This is a genomic window from Chitinophaga sp., from assembly GCF_036566945.1.
Lineage (GTDB): Bacteria > Bacteroidota > Bacteroidia > Chitinophagales > Chitinophagaceae > Chitinophaga.
The window spans coordinates 1-19039 of the sequence record NZ_DATCVJ010000526.1 but is presented as its reverse complement, the minus strand read 5'-3'; the positions used below and the strand labels follow the sequence as shown (position 1 = coordinate 19039).

Sequence of the window (19039 nt, the reverse complement as noted above, 5' to 3'; positions counted from 1 at the left end):
TACCTGGCTTACCGGTTTATGCACGATTATAAATGGCATATGAAACCATTGCTAAAAGAAATTGTGTTATCGGCAGCCTATAAACAAACATCCAATGCCTCCCCGGAGCTAGTGGAAAAAGATCCCTCCAATCGCCTGCTGGCAAGAGGTTCCCGCTTCCGCCTTACCGCAGAGGAAGTAAGAGACCAGGCACTCACCGTCAGCGGTTTATTGAACCGGCAGCTGCATGGTCCGAGTGTGATGCCTTTCCAGCCGGATAATATCTGGCAAACCGTATACAATGGCGGCACCTGGAACAAAGCCACCGATGGCAATCAATATCGTAGAGCCGTGTACGTTTACCAGAAACGCACCAGTCCCTACCCTTCCATGATCTCTTTTGATGGCAGCAGCCGGGAAGTTTGTCTGCAGCGCCGTATCCGCACCAACACACCGTTACAGGCACTGGTAACGCTGAATGATCCGGTATATATGGAAACCGCCATCACCCTGGCGCAGCATATGCAGCAAAACGGCAATAACAATGTTGATGCGTGTATCCGTTGGGGTTATCAAACGGCTATGTACAAACCGCTGCCCGATAATAAGCTGAAAGTACTACAAACACTGTATACGCAGGCGCTGAAGGAATTCCGCAAGGACCCCAACGCTGCCATGAAACTGCTGCAAAGCAAAAACAATGAACCGCAACAGGCCGAACTGGCTGCCCTCGCAGTAGTCGCCAATGCCATTATGAACCTGGATGAATTCCTAACTAAATCCTAAGCAGTATGACCAAACATGTAAGACTGATAAAGGAAGCTAACGATACTACGCTGCGTTTTTTTACCCGGCGCCACTTTCTGAAGGATTGTGTTACAGGACTGGGTGCTGCTGCACTCGGCTCCTTCCTGGCCAGCTGCGGTAGCAGCAGCAGTAGCAAAACATTGGTAGATGCCAGCGGTAACCCGATGGCACCCAAAGCGCCTCATTTTCCCGGCAAAGCCAAAAGCGTAATTTATCTCCACATGGCAGGAGCACCTTCCCAGCTGGAGTTATTTGACTATAAACCTGAACTGCAAAAACTGCATAACCAGTTGTGTCCAGCCTCCCTGCTGGAAGGCAAAAAATTTGCTTTCATCAGAGGCGTTCCTAAAATGCTGGGACCACAGGCCATATTTAATCAGCATGGCGAATCGAGGGCATGGATTTCTGATCACCTGCCACATTTCACTACCATGGCTGATGACGTGAGTTTCCTGAAAGCAGTACAAACAGATCAGTTCAATCACGGCCCGGCACAGTTACTTATGCAAACCGGCAGCGCGAGACTGGGACGCCCGAGCACCGGCTCCTGGGTGACGTACGGACTGGGTTCTGAAAACGATAACCTGCCCGGATTTGTGGTGCTGACTTCCGGTGGTAAAACACCAGATGCCGGTAAGAGTGTATGGGGCAGCGGCTTTTTGCCATCTGTATACCAGGGTGTACAATGCAGAACCAAAGGCGAACCTGTACTGTTCCTCACCGACCCGGACGGCATGAGCAGGGACCTGCGCAAAGAATCCATCAATGCCATCAACGAAATAAATAAAGAAGAATATACCGCCTTCGGCGATCCGGAAACACTGTCACGCATTTCCCAGTATGAGCTGGCGTATAAAATGCAGATCTCTGTACCGGAGGTGATGAACATCAACAACGAACCGGACTACATCCACGAAATGTACGGCACACAGCCTGGTAAAGAATCCTTTGCCAACAACTGTTTGCTGGCCCGCAAGCTGGTAGAAAAAGGTGTACGCTTTGTACAGTTGTACGACTGGGGTTGGGATACACACGGTACCGATGAAGGCGGATCTATTGATTTCGGTCTGCGTAATAAATGCCGTGAAATTGACCGCCCTATTACCGCATTACTGCAGGATCTGAAACAACGTGGTTTGTTAGACGAAACGCTGGTAGTATGGGGTGGCGAATTTGGCCGTACCCCGATGCAGGAAAACAGAGATGGTAAAGACATGCCTTTCATGGGTCGTGATCACCACGTAGAAGCCTTTACCATGTGGATGGCCGGCGCTGGTATCAAAAAAGGATATTCCTACGGCGAAACCGATGAAATAGGCTATTCTGCTGTCAAAGGCAAAGTTGCCATCAATGATATTCATGCGACCATCCTGCAACAGCTGGGCTTCGATCATGAAAAACTGACTTATCAATTCCAGGGCCGTCCTTTCCGGTTAACAGATACAGGAGGAAAAGTAATTACACCCATATTAAGCTAAACATGGATCAACACAAGCGAAATTTTCTGAAACAATCGGCCATACTGGCTTCTGCGTTATGTTTACCGTCCCTCCCCGCCTTTGCTGCGGCAGGCACCCCTGCAAAGGAAGGCTTCCGGTTAATCGTCTTAGCCACCAACTGGGGCTATAACGGCAGTATAGATGATTTTTGCCGCGATGCAAAGCATGCGGGATATGATGGCATGGAAATATGGTGGCCTACAGAAACCACCGCGCAAAACGAACTATTTGCGGCATTGGCGAAATATGACCTGCAGGTAGGATACTTATGTGCCGGCTACGACAGCGACTATACGAAACATGCGCAGCAATTTGAAACGGCGCTAAAAGCCGCCACCAGCAATAGCAAAATAAAACCACTGTATATTAATTGTCATTCCGGCAGGGACTATTTTACGTTCGAACAAAACGGTGCCCTGATAGATATGACGATTCGGATATCGAAACAATCGGGTATACCTGTATATCACGAAACGCACCGGTCGCGGATGTGTTTTGCTGCACATGTAGCCCGCAAATTTATTGAAGCAAAACCTGATATGCGGTTAACGCTGGACATCTCCCACTGGTGCAATGTACACGAATCATTGTTGCAGGACCAGACGGCCACGGTAGCCAAAGCACTGGATCGCGCTTCACATATACATGCACGTATTGGCCATCCGGAAGGCCCGCAGGTAAATGATCCGCGCGCACCAGAATGGGAAGGCGCCGTGAAAGCACATTTCGCCTGGTGGGACCAGGTGGTGCAAAAACACCAGGCCGCCGGTAAACCACTGACTTTCCTCACGGAATTTGGCCCGGCAGATTATCTGCCTACCTTACCGTATACCCGTCAACCGGTAGCGGATCAATGGGATATCAATGTATATATGATGAAGCAGCTTAAACAACGTTATAGCAAACAATGAAATTACTGATTAGCACCGGCAGCTGGAGTATGTTTATAGGGCGCTCCCATCCTTTACTGGTTCATTTGCCCATTGGCATATTACTGATCGCCTGTATTCTGACACTGCTGGCCCGCCGGGAAAAATGGCGTCACCTCCAGTCAGCATTGCCGACTATATTACTGGCCGCAGCTTTGTCTGCTATCGCCAGTTGTATTACCGGCTACCTGCTTTCCCTGGATGGTGGCTATGAAGAAAACCTATTACTCACGCATAAATATCTCGGTATAGGCGTAGCCGTTATCAGCACGGTGCTATACCTGCTGGAACTCAATAAAAATAAAAACCGTTTTCACCGCCTGCAGGTACCCGCCGCATTGCTCATGATATTACTGCTGAGTGCAGCAGGACATTATGGCGGCAGTCTTACCCACGGCGACGATTACCTCACACAGGCCATGCCTGCCGGATTACGGCAGCTCACGGGCCTGAATAAATCCGCCAACAACGTTGCCGCGTATACGAATATTGGCGATGCCAAATTGTATGAAGACCTGGTAAGACCCGTATTAGTGAACCGTTGTTACAGTTGTCATAATGAGCAAAAGCTGAAAGGTGGGCTGCGACTGGAATCGGTGGAACTGATCCGCAAAGGTGGCGAACATGGTCCCGTATTGAAAGACAGTATGCCGGAAGAAAGTGAGTTATTCAAGCGACTCCTGTTACCGGAAGAAAACGACCATCGTATGCCACCGAGGGGCAAACCAGCGGTGACGCCGCAGGAGCTGGAACTGTTGCATTGGTGGATTTCACAGGGTGCGCCTACGGGCAAAACCGTGAAAGAACTGGCCAAGACGCCGATGATGGTGATGGTATTGGAAGGTATGCAGCCTCCTACCCCAATAGATAAACAGGAGTTTATTCCGGAAGGCAAGGTAGCAGCTGTCAGCGCGCAACACATTGCCGCGCTGGAAGCGAAAGGCGTAAAAGTATTGCCGGTAGGTAGCGGCAGCAATTATGTAAACGTAGATTGTATCAATGCAGGGGCTTTCGGCGATGCCGATATGCAGTTGTTGCTGCCATTGAAAGATCAGCTGGTGTGGCTCAGTTTATCCGGTACCCGGGTAACGGATAGTGCGTTTGCCGTATTAGGCAAGTTCACACACCTGGTGCGGCTGGACCTGAGAAATGCCGCGATAAAGGGTAGCGGCATGACTGCCCTGAATGCCTGTACAGAATTGCGTTATCTTAATCTGGCAGGAACTGCAGTGACAGATGAGGCTTTGCTGTCTCTCCAGAAAAATAAAAAACTACAACAGGTCTACTTATTCCAGGCAGGCGTAAAACCAATGGCGGTGCAGGAATTGCGGAAGCATTTACCTAAACTGACGGTCGATACCGGGGGCTATCGTTTACCGTTGCTGGCGTCGGATACCACGGTATACCATAAAATTAGCGGTTAGCGGTTAGCGGTTAGCTGTTAGCTTTTAGCTATTAGCTTTTAGCTGTTAGCTGTTAGCTTTTAGATTAACTGCTATTTTAGCTGTTAGCTGTTAGATTAACTGCTATTATTAGCTATTAACCATTCGCTCTAATCTAAAAGCTAAAAGCTAAAAGCTATTCATACTCTTGCGCGGCGAGCAAAAACCTTTTGGCGATGCGCGAGGCCAGGGATTTGGGGGACAATACTTTCATGTGTTCTCCAAATCCCATAATTTCTCTTTCCAGTTCAAAGTTCAATACCACCTGAATGCTGACAATGGTACTGTCGGCGCCTGTTTTCAGCACCTGTTGGGAATGATGCAGTGGTTTCGTCAACACATAAGGGGCATGTTTTTTATCTATCTCCAGTACTACTTTATGTGCCACATCTTTCTCTGATTTAGTCACGCCTATCAGGTTATCAAAGTATGCTTCGAAGGGCATGCCATCGTAGTCAATAAATTTTTCTTTGGGTAATTCCTGCAGGCTCACGATCCTGTCCAGCGCCATGGTGGTGAGCTGTGGAGAATGTTTGATGCGGGTAAGAAGAAACCAGCGGTTGCGGTATTCTTTTAACAGGTATGGATAGCAGATATGCTCCTGCGCTTTGGTGGCTTTAAACGATTTATATTCTATCAGCAATGGTTTACGGTGCAGGGTAGCCTGGTACAGCGGGTTGATATGGGCCAGTCCCAGCAGCTGATGATTATTTTCAAACTGAATACAGTTGCGGTGTGTATCGGTTGACTTATAGAGATTATTTTCCAGCCGGGCAATCATATCGCTCATATCATCGAAGTAGCTGAAGCCATTAAATTGTTTGAGCACTGCTACGATTTCCTTCATCTTATCTACATCTCCGTCGTTAATAGGCGCATTGGTAATGCTATAGGCAGGATCGCTGTAGCAATAGTACTTACGGTCCTTCACTTCAATAGGCGCGTTATAACCCAGTTTATCGCTGCGCATCAGCTGAATATCCGCCTGAATGGTTCGCTTGCTCACACCGGAGCTGATCCCTTCTGTATTATATAATACATCCGCTACTTTATCTATCAGATCTTCCAGGGTCCACTTGCGATAGCGGTTACGTAAACAATCATCGATGGCTTTATACCGGATCAACGCCAGTTTATTGATGGACATACACGACTTTTATACAAAGAAAACAAATTACTACGCATTCTACGTGCGCACTTATACCTTCTCAAAAAATAATTATCTCACAAATTACTGGTTATCATTTATTTAAAATATTTTTTTAAACAAATTTTAAGTACGCAAGTATGCTGCGCACTTACCCTTGCATCTTTGTGTCATCGGAAGCGGTCAAGTAAGTGTTACTTCAAACACACTCCAAATGAACACTCACCATTACCGCCGAAGATGGAAAAGCAGTAGCGCAATGGTAGCGCACCGTAATAGAAGTTTTAAAATTACCAACAGGTCAATTAAGACTTACTTCTCTCCAGGGATACGGGGGGTGCAGGTTCGAATCCAGCCTGCTTTACTATATCGAGGTCAATTGTTGCTTACTTCTCTTTTTTAGGTAAAGAGCAACAAAATTATCTGATTATTAATAACTATTATCATGAACACTTTATTAAAAGTAGGTTTACGTCAGCAGGCAGTTTTTATTCCTGAAAACACTATCCAACACAACAAACATTATCTGCCCCCTACTACCGGCTTGCTGGTAGCTAATCTGGCGAAGCTGGGCTTTGGGGTATCCGAACCATTGCTGCATGCGTTGAATCATACCACACCGGCTTATCAGGCAACTATACTGGAAAACTTCCGGGAAATAATGGGCGTAAATAAAAACTGGACCCCATTGATCAAAGACTGGGAGATCCCGGTAAATGTGACGGTGGCTGATTATATACTTACTTACTTCAACACGGTATTTCAGGGTAGAGGAACCATACTACGCTGCGGCCATAATATTCCGCCACACACCTTTCCATTGGAAAAATATAATGGTTGCCCATTCTGCGGTACTCCTTTTGAAGCAGGTACCATAGAAAACTTTGGTCAAAATAGTAAAATACGGGTGCTGGACCTGTGGGACACTGCAGCAGCAGCGGCATACCTGCAAGACTTACTCTCATCCAAAACCGCACTGGATGCTACCCAAATGGATAGCCTGAAAGCATTGTTGTCTGTCTTGCCATTAAAGGAAGTAAAGATCGGCATGAAAGAAACCATGGTAGCGGTGGTGGATATATTGATTGCCAGAGAGGAGGCGGACAAAGCCACCACGTTGTTTACTACGCCTACGGATATACTTCGTTACCTGTGGTATAAACATACCGGCTTCCTGCAGTTGATTGCACCCAAAACAATTGTAGAGCGACAAACAAAAAACAAGTCGCAATTACATGCGGGTACCTGCACGGATACTATAACCGCGGTGATAGCCCTGAAGCTGAAATACAGCCGTAAGGAAGGATTAATGGTGGCCCGGTGGATAAACAACATTAATATGGAAGCGACAGCAATGTGTGAAATCATGCATCCTAAACGGGGAATGTGGGTACGCTTCATCCGTGCCCTGCGCCTCGCTGAATTTAGCCAGCGCCCTGGATTGGAAAAATTACGTACCGTGATAGATAAATTCTATCGCCAGGATTACACCGTATGGGAAGGACAGGTACAACACTTCCGTTTACGTTACGATACCGACAGCACTATGTGCTTGTTAAAGCAGCGTCCGGGCTTGTTTGCCCGCTCCCTGTTTGCCAACATGCTGTGGTTTGGCCCAGCGCCGGTGACAGCCGCTTTTGCCACCATCCTGGATAAAATACCTGCACGTTTGTTGTTTACCCTACAGATGTATGCAGACTATTATTTCGATAAAACAGTGACCCGTGCCGTGAAACCATTGGGAGGTGTGAGCAAAAAAGTGCCAGCCAACCAACTGTTATCTATGTACGACGATGCGCAATTGGCCGATATGCAAAAGGCAGTCACCGAACTTTGCCTGCTGGCGATGACGAAACGTTTCGCGGCGGTAGCCACTACTGCGAAAAACATCTACATCGCACCGGAACTGTTTAAAATACCACTCGCCATCGGCGACCGTAGTGAACAGATCCAGGACCTGCCATCTGCGTTGATGGGTACCCGTTATAAAGCAGACGGAGATAAAATCATCCTGTTCATGCAATGGGGACAAGGCTTAGCCGCCCAGCACCTGGATATGGACCTGAGCTGCCGTATTGCGTACGACACACAGGTGGATACCTGTTCTTTTTCCAGATTACAGACCACCGGGTGTAAACATAGCGGCGATATCCGGTCTATTCCGCACAAAATCGGGACAGCAGAATATATTGAAATAGATATTCCTGCACTGGCAAAAGCCGGCGCCCGTTATGTGACCTTTACCTGCAATGCCTACAGCCAGGGCGCTATTACGCCTAACCTGGTGGTAGGATGGATGGATAGCAAGTATCCTATGAAAATATCCGAAAAAACCGGTGTCGCCTACGACCCGTCCTGTGTACAGCACATGATGCGTATCACCAGCGGACTAACGAAAGGACTGGTATTTGGTGTGCTGGACGTGGCGGCGAAAGAAATCATCTGGCTGGAAATGGCCTTCGACGGACAGCTAGTACAGCAACTGGACCTGCATAATGTAAAAGCGATCCTGAAAAAACTGGATAGCAAACTAAGCATCGGACAACTGCTGATGGTGAAAGCCGCGGCACAACAACTAACCGTCACTGACCACGCAACGGCAGATGAAGTGTATACCCGGGAATGGGCACGCAACACCGCCGCCGTGACACAATTATTTATTGATTAATTTGTTATCCCTATAAACGATGGCAGCCGGGCATTTTCCCGCGCTGCCATTCGTCATGACAGACTTTTTCATTCGCTGCTAATCAATTTCCTAAAAATGGTGTTATATTCATTGCATTGTCATACATGAATAAATACAAACTGTTTTTACTCCTTATTGCAACCCCGGCTGTATTACAGGCCCAGTTGAAGGACAAGGCCGATACCACGGCTACTATATCCGCGCCCAGAGGATTCTTCGACAATATCATGTACTACCTTAAACATACCAATGTAGAAAAGAAGAAAAAAAAGGTAGACCTCAGCTTCATAGGCGGCCCGATGTATACACCGGAAACGAGTGTTGGGCTGGCGGTGATGATGGCGGCACAATACAAAACAGATAAAAACGATTCCCTGCTCCCTATTTCCAATGCAGCCGTTTATGCCTCTGCGGCCATGACAGGTTTCTATGGAATCGGGATCAGTAATACTACCATTTTCCCGCACGACCGGTTCCGGCTGGCTCTCAGAGCCTCTTTTAGCTCGCGCCCCAATAAGTACTGGGGCATTGGGTATGACGCGGGCAACGACAAAGATCATTACTCAGAATTTGTACAGCTCACGGAAAAAATGCTCGTCGATTTTTCCGTTAACCTAAATGGTAAATTTTTCGCGGGCCTTTGTGCCCAGATCCAGAATGTACAGGTTAAGAAACTAGATACTGTTGGCGGCAAACCGTTGATGCAGCCCGAAAAAATACTGGGCATTGGCGCTGGTCCTTTTCTGGTATATGATACCCGCGACTTCATCCCCAATGCCTATAAGGGAATTTATGTACGCATGGGCTATCGCGTCTTCCCCTCCTTCTTCGGGAATAAGGCCGTCTTTTCACAGTACGACGTGCAATTCGACTGGTACAAAAAATTATGGAAAGGCGCCGTACTGGCCACCGATCTGTATGGAGAAGAACGGAGCGGCGAAGTACCCTGGAGTTTAATGGCCGAAGCCGGGGGCTCCAGTCGTTTACGCGGTTATTATGAAGGCCGCTTCCGCGACAAAAGCTATATCACCGGACAGGTGGAGCTCCGGCAAAAAATCTATAACCGCAGCGGTATGGTAGCCTGGGTGGGCGCCGGTAATGTATTTCACGAATTCAGAGAACTGGCCATCGATCAATCCCTCATCAGCTATGGCATCGGCTACCGCTGGGAATTCAAAAAACGTGTGAATATCCGCCTGGACTATGGAAGAGGCAAGGATCAAGCTGGGTTCTACTTCGGTATTAATGAAGTATTTTAGCCGCTACTTCTCCCCTCCTTTATTCCCTTCCATCTGTTTAATAATATTATTGACCTCCGCTTCGGTGGCACGTAATTTCTGCTGACAAAATTCTATCAGAATAGCAGCGCGTTTCACTTTTTCTGCCAGCAGATCTACAGAAACAGCTTCGTTTTCTATTTCCTCCGCGATCTCCTGTAATTCATTATAGGCAGTTTCATATGTCAGTTCCTGGCTCATGTGTGATATTTTTTTCGGTAATAGTAGCCTGCAACGATGCATCGTGCAACACCACCTTAATGTGGCTGCCCGGCTGCAGGGACGTGGCATTGCTGATAATATGACCATCCTGATAAATCATGGCAAAGCCACGTTTCAGGATATTGGCGGGACTCATCAGTTTAAATAAAGCATCGTAATGCGTCACTTGCCCCCGCTTACTTTGTATATACATCCGGCTAAAGGACCGGAAATTGGCAACGATATTATCCAAATCATTCAGGCGGTTGGATACCATGATCCTTGGTCTTTGCAGCACGGCATTGGATACGCCTATCAGCTCCCGGTGACGATGCAGCAACATCGCAGACGAATGTTGTAACACTACATTTTTACAGGCGTGCAGGTCTTCCTTATGATTCGACAACAAGGTTCTGCTTTGATTAATAATGCTGCTGTTGAGGGAAGACAATGCCTGAAAATGACTGGAAAACAGTTGCTGGGAGCGGATCAGGATATTTTGCTGCATAGCTATCACCGCTTCTTCAAAATTCCTGTTGTGCGCAATGATCAGCTCCGCCGCCTTCGTAGGCGTTTTAGTTGCCGTATGCGCCATCATATCAGTGATGGTTTCATTCTTCTGGTGTCCTATACCGGTAATCACCGGGATGGGAAATTTGGCCACCGCCCTGCCTAATATAAACGTATCAAAAATAAGAAAATCGGTTTGTGCGCCACCACCGCGTATGATTACCACCGCATCATAGGGTACCTGGCTGTTGTAAATATCTATCAGACGTTGTTGTACCAACTCTGCTTTTGTTTCGCCCTGCACTACGGTGAAGTAGTTGTCAATTTTGAAAGTATAGCCGAAATGGTTATGCTCCAGTGTATGCCTGAAATCCTGGTAACCGGCAGAATTACCGGAAGTAATGACTGCCAGCCGCTGTATCACGGAGCGGAGCAGCAGCTGATTATTCCGCGTAATATAGCGGTCGCCCACCTTGCGTACAAAATCCGCACATTCGGTCGTAAGCCGTAGCAGGGTTTGTTGCTTTTGCTGTTCGAGCAACCCTACCGTGAAACTGGTATCTATATCCAGCAAGGCGATTTGCAATCCATGCACCTGGTGATAGCTCACCGATACCCGAATGAGTACATGAATATCATTTTTAAACTGCTGGCCCGTAACGATTTCGAATTCCTTAATTCTCACGGCGCCGTTGCCCCAGGCTACGGCAGATACTTTGGCCACGATGCCACCGGCATGTTCGTCTTTCTCTACCAGGTCAAAATAATGATATCCTTTTTGCTGATAAAAAGAATGATTGGTAACATCTGCTACCACCCAATAGGTTTGTTCAGCAAACACGCTGTGAAGCGCCTGCTGAATTTTGCCGGTGAGTGCGGAGAGCTTTATCGATGGAGATTCATTCATTATTAGCGGTAAAGATAAGTAAAACGTTTATTTCCGATGTGGAACGGAATATCCGGGGAATCTAAAAAATGTATATATTGCTGCCAGTTGAACAATGTAAACGATCGCCAAACAACCAAAACCATAACAAACAGTTAATAACAGACTTATTTCGTTTTATATATTTTTGCGCCATGAGAGAAAATGAGCAGATTAAATCGCTTTTTCAAAGGGTCTGCTATGATGATAGTATTCAGGCGTATAATGAACTATACATCACCTTATGTAGCCGGCTAATTCACTTTTCTGCATCCATTGTGTCCTCTTTTCATCTGGCAGAAGAAATTGTGTCTGATGTATTTCTTTCTTTATGGCAAAAGCGACATGATTTATTGCATGTACAAAACCCGGTGGTATACCTGTATGTAAGCACCAAAAATTTGTCGCTCAATACGCTGCAGCAGCAAAAAAGGCATCAGCATCATTCGCTGGATGACTTAAATACCGATATGCTGGCCATTGCACCGGAAGCAGAAAGCGGGATGGTATCTGCCGAAGTATCACAAAAAATAGAAAGGGCCATTCGCAGTCTGCCGGCCCGTTGCCAGCTGATATTCCGTTTAATTAAACAAGACCGCCTCAGTTACCGGGAAGTAGCGGAACTCCTGAATATTTCCACCAAAACAGTAGATGCCCAATTAACGATTGCTGTAAAAAAAATATCCCAGGCGATTCGCTTTGACCTGTCCGATGAAACTGCCCAAACTTATCTCCGGCTGGATTCTTAACTTTTTTTAATTTTCTTTAGGGAACTTTCCATGCTTTATTTGTCCTTCTTATAGTAGCAAGGACAAATGTTACTATTTACTCAAAAAAATGAGGTCCTCATTTGTCCTTAACTGAAACTATGGATCAGGAAAAATTGTACGCGTTGCTGGCCCGCGAACTGGCCGGCATACTTACGGAAGACGAAGCAGCTACCTTGCAGCAACTATTGCAGCAATATCCTGATGCCAGTTATATCCGGGAAGTATTTGCGCAGAACTGGACGCCTGCCGGCAAGCAATATAGCGGGCAACAGGTGCAGCAGTTGCTGGAAAAGCATCAGCTACGCATGCAGGCATTGGCCGATATCCCCACTACGGAGGCGCCCGCGCCACGGCGGTTATGGAAGCTTTACAGCGGTATCGCTGCCGGTGTACTCGTGATGCTGGCCATTGGCGGCTATTGGAAGTATGCTTCCAAAACCACCACGCAGGCGCCACTGGCACAAATGGTGACTCAAAAGCGCATGCGCTCACAGATCCTTTTACCGGACGGCTCCCGGGTATGGCTAAACGCCGGCAGTAAACTGGACTATCCTAAACAATTTGCCTTACATGCACCCAGGGAAGTGACACTGGAAGGAGAAGCTTTTTTTGTGGTGACCGCAGACGCAGAAAGACCATTCCGGGTACATACCAAAACCTTTCATATCCGCGTATTGGGTACCTCTTTTAACGTAAGGGCCTACCCACAGGAAGATAGCGCCGTGACGGCGCTGGTGCAGGGATCTGTGGAAGTAGTGCTGGAAAACGCCGGCAACCAGGTAGTGTCGCTCAAACCAAATGAAAAACTCACCGTCCCGGTGCAGGTGGCTGCTACTCCGGTAGAAAGTAATCTGGCAACGCCCCCACCCCTCGTCATTTATAAGAGTAAACTCAGCCCCGTACAGGACAGCGTCCTGACGGAAACAGCCTGGGTACAAAATAAACTGGCCTTCAAACACCTGCAACTGGAAAAAGTAGCCGCTATGCTGGAAGAGTGGTATGGCGTTGAAATCGGGTTTAAAGACAATCGTAAAAAACAACTTTATTTCAGTGGCGTATTTGAAACAGAAAGCCTGGAACAGGTATTGAACGCACTGGAGACTACGTTATCATTCACCTGGCATAAAGATGAAGCCGGTAAAATATGGATCCAATAAAAAAATTTCACTTAACGATCGATGGCTAAAACACACGAAAACACAGTAAACAAACAGTAAACAAATAGCTTTAACACGTAGGCTTTAACCGAAAAAAAACGGGAAATGTTCGCACCATTCCCCGTGTAAATATCGGTTAACAGCATTGTATTGGGTAAACTTTCCATCAACAATTAATTAACCAACAAAACAAATGTATGAAAAAAAGTACAGTGGACAATTGGCTTCCGCCTAAGCGGAAGTTGTATAAACTGTTGATTTTTATGAAGCTTTCTATGCTGCTCATCACAGTTGCGTGTTTACATGTAAGCGCAAAGGTGCACTCTCAATCCACCATTACGGTTAAACTTTCCCAGGTACAGCTGGAGAAAGCGCTGACTGTACTGGAAAAAAACAGCCACTACCGGTTTGTTTATAACGATGATAATCTCCCGCAGAATCACAAAATATCGTTGGATGTAAAGGACTGGAGTATTGACATGGTGTTGGATAAAATACTGGACAATACCTCCCTGCATTTCCGGAAGATGTCCGATAACCTGATTGTGATTGCTCCGGCAGCCGTTGTCAGCAAGGATATCCTCGTAAAAGGACATGTGGTAAATCCTACCGGCGAACTATTGCCCGGTGTAAGTGTGCGGTTAAAGAACACCACCATTGGTACCATTACCAATGAAAAAGGCAATTTTGAATTAAAGGTGCCGGAAAATGCCATCCTCGTGCTGACCTACATTGGCTTTGACCAGCAGGAAGTATCGCTCAACGGCCGGGAAACATTGACGGTGACCATGGAGCCTTCCAAAAATTCTATGGAAGAAGTGATTGTAGTAGGTTATGGTACCCAGAAGAAAATAAATGTGACAGGTGCAATAGATCAGATTTCCGGTAAACAGCTGGCAGCAAGGCCTATTGCCAATGTGATGCAGGGTTTACAGGGCCTGAGTCCCGGACTGAATATCAGTTATGGCGGTGGTAAGCCCGGTCAGACCCCAAACATCAACATCCGTGGTTTTGCTACAATAGCCGCCGACAAGACCGGTGGCATGGTAGCTCCACTGATCATCATTGACGGTATCACGGCTGCTACAGACGATATGATACGCCTCAATCCCGCCGATATTGCGTCCATCTCTGTATTACGCGATGCCGCCTCGGCGGCTATTTACGGGGCAAGGGCCTCTTTTGGCGTGATCCTTATTACTACCAAGCAAGGTAGCGCCGGTGGTAAACAGTCCGTTAGCTACAGCAATTATTTTGCGATGTCACGGCGTACCATCATGCCGGATGCGGTAACAGACCCTTACATCTATTCCCGCGTACTGGAAACGTCTACTAACAATACCCCCTGGGATTACGTTAACTATTCCGATGAGTATTACAAATGGGCAAAAGAAAGATCTGACAATCCTTCCCTGCCGGATACCCGTGTAGACCCCAGCGACCCTACCAAGTGGGCTTATATGGGTAGCAATAACTGGAATGATTACTTCTTCAGTAAAAACAATTTCTCCCAATACCATAGTATTTCCCTGAGTGGTAGCGCGGAAACAGCTAAAAAAGCGCCTATCTCTTATCTTATTTCAGCTGATTACACCAAAGAAAATGGATTGAATAAACTGGCCAAAGATGACTGGGGCCGTTATGGCATGCGGGCCAAGATCAATATGCGACCTATCAAATGGCTGCAGCTCGATAATAACCTCAGTGTTTACCAGACAAAAGCAGATGCTCCTGCCAACAACATTACAGATGTATACTATCTGCAACCTACACAGGTAGCCGTGAATCCTGATGGCACCTGGGCCAATACCGGTGCAGGCCGACTCGCTGCCCAATTAGTGGACGGCGGTCGCAGCGTAGACACCCGCTTCGGATTCCAGGACGTGATCAGAGGAGTGGTTTCCCTGCTCAACAATGACCTGCAAATTACCGGTGACGCGAGTTTCCAAAGAGAACTGTGGAAGTCCCATATCGATCAGAAACAATATAACATTGGCTATGGCCCTAATGATGTTCGCACGGAAGGCGGTAACAATGCGGTAACAGAAAACAACGCTACTGTTAACCACGATGTGTTCGACCTCTTTGCCAATTATCATAAAATCATTGCCAAAAATCACAGCATCAACGTAGTGGTAGGATACAACCAGGAAAGCTATCAATGGCAGAAAATCAGTGCCCAAAAAACGGGAATCATCTCCTCTTCTCTCCCTTATCTGGGCCTGACCAGTGGTGCTGCTACCGCAGGAACACAGTATCAATCCTATGGTATCCAGAGTGTATTCGGAAGAATTAATTATACCTTCAAAGATCGTTATATCCTCGAAGCCAATGGCCGGTACGACGGGTCTTCCCGTTTCCCTGCCATCAAACGCTGGGGCGTATTCCCGTCTTTGTCTGCCGCCTGGATAGCCAGCGAGGAAAGCTTTATACGTAGCTTATCCCCTGTATTATCTACTCTCAAATTCAGGGGTTCCTATGGTAGTCTGGGTAATCAGAATGTACCTTATTTCGGATATCAGCAACAACTAAAGACGAAGAATTCCAGCTACCTGATAGGCAATGAAATCAATCAAACCGTTATTACCGGTGCTCCTTTATTATCCGTAGATCCTAATAATTATACCTGGGAAAAAGTGACTACCGCCAACGTAGGCGTGGATATGGGTTTCATGCAAAATAGATTTCAGGCATCCTTTGATTATTTCGTGCGTAATACTTTAGGCATGCTCACCAAACGACAGGAATTGCCAGGCGTACTGGGAACGGTTGCTCCCCAGCAAAACGTGGCTGACCTGAGCACCCGTGGATGGGAAATGACCCTGGGTTATCGTAATGATTTTAATGTAGCCGCCAAACCATTAAATTTTGGATTGAAATTTACATTGTCGGATGATAAGACTAAAATTACCCGCTTCCCGAATGATCAGCAATTATTCAGTAACTACCGGGAAGGGCAAACCATCGGAGAAATCTGGGGCTTAACCAATGACGGCTATTTCCAGAGTAAAGATGACGCCAAAAAACTGGACGAAAGCGCCATCGTTCCATGGGGTGCACTGGAAATTGTAGAAGGATGGCCTAAATACAAAGACCTGGATGGTAATGGCAAAATAGAACAGGGCCTTTCTGCCAAAGATCCCAAAGACCTGAAAGTAATTGGCAATACCAGTCCGCACTATCGTTTCGGCATCAACCTGGACATGAACTGGAATGGCATCGATCTTTCTGTATTCATGCAGGGCATCGCCAAAATGGATTATTATCCGCATCACTACCTGTTCTGGGGCCCTTATCAGCAACCTTATGCCAACGTATATCCATGGAACCTGGATTTCTACCGCGCCACTGCCGATAACGAAGCTACCCGTGCGCAACATAGTGAGTCTTACATCAAAGCAGGGCTGGCCGATGCGAATACCAACTCCTACTACCCGGTATTGCAATCCTGGCTGGCCGATAACAACAACGGAAAAGGCCTGGATATTCCGCAAACAAAATATATGCTGAATGCCGCTTACCTGCGTATCAAGAATGTTACCATCGGATATACCTTACCGGCTTCTCTGACGAAACGGTATCATATTAATCGTTTACGCGTATACGTTACCGGCGAAAATGTTTTTGAATTCTCGGCTATCAAAAAATATGTGGATCCGGAATCTATCATAGACGGCTATGGATGGGCCTATCCTTACCAGCGCAAATATGCAGTAGGATTAAATCTTGACCTGTAATACCGGACCTTTTAAACATTGCAACATGAAAAAAATTACCAGCTATATTATTATCGGCATGCTGCTTATTGGCGCATCCTGTAAAAAAGGCTTCCTGGACCAATATCCACAGGATGCCATCGCTCCGGAGTTGTTCTTTAAAACAGAAACCGACCTTTCTCTTTATGTAAATGGACTACTAAGTCTGCCCGACGCATGGCAATACATGGGTGATCAAAGCAGTGATAACGCTGCCTCTACCGCAGCACTGGAAATAAAAAACATGATGATCGGCACCCCCAGTTCTCAAACCATTACGGGTGGCTGGGATTGGGGACGCCTCCGCGACATTAATTATTTCCTGGATAACTATGATAAAGCCAAGGTAGCCCAGGACGTGAAAGACCATTACGCCGGTTTGGCCAGGTACTATCGCGCGGCTTTCTATTTTGATAAAGTGAACCGTTTCTCAGATGTACCATGGTATAGCGGCACAATTAATCCTACTGATTCTGCGCTTTTTAAGGCCCGCGATCCCCGCACGCTGGTGGTAGACAATATCATGGCAGACCTGCTTTTTGCGGTACAGCATATCAAAGAAAAAGTTTCTTCCGGTACCCCCAATATGTGGGCAGCAAAAATGCTGTACGCCAGAATTGCGCTGTATGAAGGCACCTACCGCAAATATCATCCGGAACTGAATCTGCAAAGTACCGCTGCCCGCTTCCTGGACAGCGCCAGAGCAGAAGCACAGGACATCATGAATTCCGGCAAGTTTAGTGTTTACGCAGCCTCATCGCCGCAAGCCAACCAGGACTATGCCACGTTATTCTCCAGTCAGGATCTCTTACTAAACCGCGAGGTCATACTGGCCCGTCCGTACGACTATACCAAGGACCCCAGTAACAGCAACAGTAATCTTAATGGTTATGTATTCAACGATTACGAACAATCGCCTTCCCGTGACCTGGTGCAGACTTACCTGATGAAAGACGGTAAACGTTTTACTGATATTCCTGGCTACGACAAAATGATGTATACACAGGAGTTTCAAAACAGAGATCCCCGTATGAGCCAGACACTGGCAGCTCCCGGTTTTAAAAGGGCTTCCGATCTGACACCCTACATACAACGGTTAAATAAAAACTTCACCGGCTACCACCAGATAAAAGGTTACGCCAATTACACAGATAATAACATCGCGGGTAGCATCGATTTCCCGGTGTATCGCTATGCAGAAGCATTGCTCATCTATGCAGAAGCCAAAGCAGAAATGGGCAGCCTTACACAGGCCGATCTCGACCTCTCGGTAAACCTGCTGCGTAAACGCGTGGCCATGCCCAATATGGATATGGGCGCCGCCAATGCCAATCCCGACCTGGTACAGGCAGCCAAATACCCGGACGTATCCGGCGCCAATAAAGGGGTGATACTGGAAATACGCCGCGAAAGAAGAGTGGAATTTGCACTGGAAGGTTATCGTTATGATGATCTCATGAGATGGCATGCCGGTAAAGTACTGGAAAAAATACCGGAAGGCATGTACTTCCCCGGACTGGGCAAATATGATCTGACCGGCGATGGTGTGGAAGATATTATTCTCATAGATAAAAGCCTGGACATTCCCGCTGAAGGCAGCAAAGAGAAAAACTCTTTGGGCATCCCACTGGTATATTATAAAGCAGGATCTTTTGGTGATAATGTCACCGTATACTTAAAGAATGGTAATGCCGGTGGTGCTATCGTCACAGAAAACAGGGCGCGCACTTTCCAGGACCCAATGTATTATTATCGCCCTATACCAGCTACACAGATAGCACTGAATCCAAATCTGAAACAAATTTTTGGCTGGCAATAAATAAACTCATGAATAGAAGAGACATCCTGAAACATACAGGGCTGATGGCAGCCGGCACCCTACTGGGGCCGGCCGCCCTGAAAGCGGCGACTAACAGCAGCAGCAAACGCAAGCCGATACTCACCGTAGCACA

At 47.0% G+C, this 19039-nt stretch carries 13 protein-coding genes and 1 tRNA gene; 11 read left to right on the top strand and 3 right to left on the bottom strand.

The window, feature by feature from the left end:
* The 4 genes from VIP81_RS16045 to VIP81_RS16030 all read left to right on the top strand — a co-directional run.
* Positions 1-765, top strand: a 765-nt coding sequence (locus tag VIP81_RS16045) for a DUF1553 domain-containing protein (RefSeq protein WP_331962790.1), incomplete at its 5' end; no start/stop codon positions are given.
* Between the two features lie 5 nt (positions 766-770).
* Positions 771-2264 carry a DUF1501 domain-containing protein gene (locus VIP81_RS16040; protein WP_331962787.1) on the top strand — a complete coding sequence of 498 codons (1494 nt, stop codon included), beginning with the start codon at positions 771-773 and terminating at the stop codon, positions 2262-2264.
* A gap of 2 nt (positions 2265-2266) precedes the next feature.
* Positions 2267-3196, top strand: coding sequence for a sugar phosphate isomerase/epimerase (locus VIP81_RS16035; protein ID WP_331962784.1), 930 nt, complete (start codon positions 2267-2269; stop codon positions 3194-3196).
* Positions 3193-4638, top strand: a complete 1446-nt coding sequence (locus VIP81_RS16030; RefSeq protein WP_331962781.1) for a c-type cytochrome domain-containing protein — start codon at positions 3193-3195, stop codon at positions 4636-4638. The genes VIP81_RS16035 and VIP81_RS16030 overlap by 4 nt, the downstream gene beginning before the upstream one ends.
* Before the next feature lie 154 nt (positions 4639-4792).
* Here VIP81_RS16030 and VIP81_RS16025 read toward each other — a convergent pair whose 3' ends face one another.
* Entirely contained in the window at positions 4793-5803 is a 1011-nt protein-coding gene (locus tag VIP81_RS16025) for a WYL domain-containing protein (protein WP_331962778.1), read from the bottom strand.
* Between the two features lie 245 nt (positions 5804-6048).
* Here VIP81_RS16025 and VIP81_RS16020 point away from each other — a divergent pair.
* The 3 genes from VIP81_RS16020 to VIP81_RS16010 all read left to right on the top strand — a co-directional run bounded on the left by VIP81_RS16020 (position 6049) and on the right by VIP81_RS16010 (position 9751).
* Positions 6049-6167 (top strand) — tRNA-OTHER (locus tag VIP81_RS16020).
* 81 nt (positions 6168-6248) lie between these two features.
* The gene (locus tag VIP81_RS16015) at positions 6249-8471 is read left to right on the top strand and encodes a hypothetical protein (protein ID WP_331962775.1); all 2223 of its coding nucleotides are present in this window, start codon (positions 6249-6251) and stop codon (positions 8469-8471) included.
* Positions 8472-8596: 125 nt separating this feature from the next.
* A complete protein-coding gene (locus VIP81_RS16010; protein ID WP_331962772.1) occupies positions 8597-9751 on the top strand; it encodes a BamA/TamA family outer membrane protein in 1155 nt (384 codons plus the stop codon).
* 3 nt (positions 9752-9754) lie between these two features.
* Here the strand turns inward: VIP81_RS16010 and xseB are convergent, their stop codons facing one another.
* Positions 9755-9970: an exodeoxyribonuclease VII small subunit gene (gene xseB, locus VIP81_RS16005; RefSeq protein WP_133810914.1), complete on the bottom strand. Its 216-nt coding sequence runs from the start codon at positions 9968-9970 to the stop codon at positions 9755-9757.
* Positions 9948-11387 (bottom strand): exodeoxyribonuclease VII large subunit, encoded by a 1440-nt coding sequence (xseA, locus tag VIP81_RS16000; RefSeq protein ID WP_331962765.1) that lies wholly within the window; start codon positions 11385-11387, stop codon positions 9948-9950. Before xseA ends, xseB begins: the two co-directional genes overlap by 23 nt.
* Before the next feature lie 173 nt (positions 11388-11560).
* Between xseA and VIP81_RS15995 the strand changes: the two genes are divergently transcribed.
* The 4 genes from VIP81_RS15995 to VIP81_RS15980 all read left to right on the top strand — a co-directional run bounded on the left by VIP81_RS15995 (position 11561) and on the right by VIP81_RS15980 (position 18906).
* A complete protein-coding gene (locus VIP81_RS15995; protein WP_331962762.1) occupies positions 11561-12154 on the top strand; it encodes an RNA polymerase sigma-70 factor in 594 nt (197 codons plus the stop codon).
* Positions 12155-12273: 119 nt separating this feature from the next.
* Positions 12274-13332 carry a FecR family protein gene (locus VIP81_RS15990; RefSeq protein ID WP_331962759.1) on the top strand — a complete coding sequence of 353 codons (1059 nt, stop codon included), beginning with the start codon at positions 12274-12276 and terminating at the stop codon, positions 13330-13332.
* A gap of 263 nt (positions 13333-13595) precedes the next feature.
* Complete coding sequence (locus VIP81_RS15985; RefSeq protein ID WP_331962756.1) at positions 13596-17069, top strand: SusC/RagA family TonB-linked outer membrane protein; 3474 nt, start codon at positions 13596-13598, stop codon at positions 17067-17069.
* 25 nt (positions 17070-17094) lie between these two features.
* On the top strand, positions 17095-18906 hold the full coding sequence (locus VIP81_RS15980; protein WP_331962753.1) for a RagB/SusD family nutrient uptake outer membrane protein: 1812 nt from the start codon (positions 17095-17097) through the stop codon (positions 18904-18906).
* Positions 18907-19039 lie beyond the last annotated feature (133 nt).

Bases quoted from the DNA above. Each gene is read 5' to 3' on its own strand.
- VIP81_RS16040 (WP_331962787.1), top strand. From the start codon at position 771: ATGACCAAACATGTAAGACTGATAAAGGAAGCTAACGATACTACGCTG.
- VIP81_RS16035 (WP_331962784.1), top strand. From the start codon at position 2,267: ATGGATCAACACAAGCGAAATTTTCTGAAACAATCGGCCATACTGGCT.
- VIP81_RS16030 (WP_331962781.1), top strand. From the start codon at position 3,193: ATGAAATTACTGATTAGCACCGGCAGCTGGAGTATGTTTATAGGGCGC.
- VIP81_RS16025 (WP_331962778.1), bottom strand. From the start codon at position 5,803: ATGTCCATCAATAAACTGGCGTTGATCCGGTATAAAGCCATCGATGAT.
- VIP81_RS16015 (WP_331962775.1), top strand. From the start codon at position 6,249: ATGAACACTTTATTAAAAGTAGGTTTACGTCAGCAGGCAGTTTTTATT.
- VIP81_RS16010 (WP_331962772.1), top strand. From the start codon at position 8,597: ATGAATAAATACAAACTGTTTTTACTCCTTATTGCAACCCCGGCTGTA.
- xseB (WP_133810914.1), bottom strand. From the start codon at position 9,970: ATGAGCCAGGAACTGACATATGAAACTGCCTATAATGAATTACAGGAG.
- xseA (WP_331962765.1), bottom strand. From the start codon at position 11,387: ATGAATGAATCTCCATCGATAAAGCTCTCCGCACTCACCGGCAAAATT.
- VIP81_RS15995 (WP_331962762.1), top strand. From the start codon at position 11,561: ATGAGAGAAAATGAGCAGATTAAATCGCTTTTTCAAAGGGTCTGCTAT.
- VIP81_RS15990 (WP_331962759.1), top strand. From the start codon at position 12,274: ATGGATCAGGAAAAATTGTACGCGTTGCTGGCCCGCGAACTGGCCGGC.
- VIP81_RS15985 (WP_331962756.1), top strand. From the start codon at position 13,596: ATGAAGCTTTCTATGCTGCTCATCACAGTTGCGTGTTTACATGTAAGC.
- VIP81_RS15980 (WP_331962753.1), top strand. From the start codon at position 17,095: ATGAAAAAAATTACCAGCTATATTATTATCGGCATGCTGCTTATTGGC.